A 1887-nucleotide genomic window follows, 5' to 3' on the forward strand; every position below is an offset into this window, starting at 1 on the left:
AACGGGGCGGCGCCTCCCGCGGGAGGCGCCGCCCCGTTCAGGGATTCCGGTCCGGCGCGCCGTCAGGAGGCCCAGTCGATCTCGCTTAGCTGCTCGCGCACCGCGGCGAAGCGCTGGGCCTCGGCCTGCAGCCCGCGCCTGCGGAGGAACTCGTCCACGTGGCGCAGGTGGCTGGCCATGCGCTGGTGCTGCTTCTCCACACGGGCCAGCCGCCGCAGCTCGCGGACCATCCACTGCGCCAGCGCGGGGTCCATCGCCGCGACGAACGCCTGGTCCTCGGCGGAGATCCCGCCCTCGGGGGAGACCACGGGAACGCAACGGTGGCCGCCCCCGGGGTAGTGCACCACGGTGCGATGGGCCTCGCCGCGGACGAAGTCGATCGACATCTCGGCCTCCCAGGGGCCCGGGGTGGCGCGCTCGGCGAGCTGCTCCAGCTCCTGCAGGAGCTGGTCGCGGGGGGTGGGATCGGGCATTGGGCCGGTGGAGACGGGGTAGGGCGGGACCGCAGGCCCAAGATCGTGCGCGCGCGGGGAGCGCGCAAGGGAGCCGCGCAGACACTTTCGGGCCAGGTTTGCGGGATGTCGCGCGGCGGCTGGAGAACCGGTCTTATCCATCAATTCCCGTGCCACAGGGTGGGTTTTCCACAAAAATATGGGTTTCCCACCGGGGTTTCGCGACTTTTCCACCCGGGGTGCCGCATCTCACAACGATTTGTTCACGGAAGCGTCCGGAAAGGCGTATCTCCCGGGAGGGCGGAATCGGGAAATCCGCCTCCGGCCCGCTCGGGCGGACTGCCGGGCTCTCCCGCGGAGTGCACGGGGAAGCGGAGCGTCGCCCCCGGGCGGGGGACGGCCCGGCTCGCCTCGAGCGGCAGCACGGTGTCCACCCGCCGCAGGAGCTCCGTCGTGTCGGTCCCGGGGATCAGGCGGAGCCTGGCCGTCTGGGGGCGGAAGAAGTCCTCCCAGTGGCCCACCAGCACCTCGCGCGGCCGGAGCGCGCCGACGATCCCGGCCGGGTAGTCGCCCGCTTCGTGAAAGGAGCCGGCGCAGAGGATGGCCAGGTCGAAGCGCGCGGAGTCCGCCGCGGCCCACGGCGGAGGGAAGCCCAGCGGCGCCTCGCTCGCCGCGTCCTGGAAGTGCACCCGGTACGCCACGCGACCGGTCCCGCGGTCCAGGAAGTCGATCACGTAGGCCAGCACCGTCCCCTCCGCCCACTCCCAGGCGTTGGAGGGGAGCGCGCCGCGCTCCTCCGCCTGCCCGCGGCGGAACACCTTCACGCCCAGCGCGTGCGGGGCGTGCCCGGAGCGGAGCGCCATGAAGCGCACCGTGCTGTCCGGGTGCGGGTAGATCCACCGCCCCGGCGCCTCGTGGGTGCCGGCGTCCTCCTCCACCGACACCAGCCGGGGCCGCACCGGGTCCGCCGCCAGGAGGCGGAGCATGGCCGCGTTCCCGTAGACGGGCACCCCCGGGAGGTGGCGCCGCGCCAGGTACGGCACGTCCATCAGGTGGTCGTAGTGCGAGTGCCCCACCAGCACCGCGCGCAGCCCCGCCGCGCCGGGGAGCAGGGCGCGCACGCGCTCGTCGATGCGCGCGGTGTCGGCGCGGATGGGCCGGGCGAGGCTCACCGACGACAGGCGCGGGGTGGAGAAGAAGGGCGCCGTGAGCACCGCGTCCGGCCCGCGGCGGATCAGCCATCCGCCCACGCCCAGGTAGGTGACCTGCACCGAGTCGGCGCACGGGGGCGCACACGCCGGCGCGGCCACGGCCGCGGGGGACGCGCGGAGGTGCGCCGCCGCGGCGGCGGCGAGCAGGACGGCGAGGGGGACGGCCAGGGCGCGGAGGCGGAGCATCGGACGCGGTGCGGGGTGCGGGGTGCGGGGTGCGGGGT

The 1887-nt window shown here is 74.8% G+C and carries 2 protein-coding genes; both read right to left on the reverse strand.

Annotated features, from left to right (window positions below):
• Window positions 1-62 precede the first annotated feature (62 nt).
• Window positions 63-473 carry a hypothetical protein gene (locus tag VGR37_02805; protein HEV2146322.1) on the reverse strand — a complete coding sequence of 137 codons (411 nt, stop codon included), beginning with the start codon at window positions 471-473 and terminating at the stop codon, window positions 63-65.
• Window positions 474-715: 242 nt separating this feature from the next.
• On the reverse strand, window positions 716-1887 hold a 1172-nt coding region (locus tag VGR37_02810), incomplete at its 5' end, for an MBL fold metallo-hydrolase (GenBank protein ID HEV2146323.1).

This window comes from Longimicrobiaceae bacterium, from assembly GCA_035936415.1.
Classification (GTDB): Bacteria; Gemmatimonadota; Gemmatimonadetes; order Longimicrobiales; family Longimicrobiaceae; genus JAFAYN01.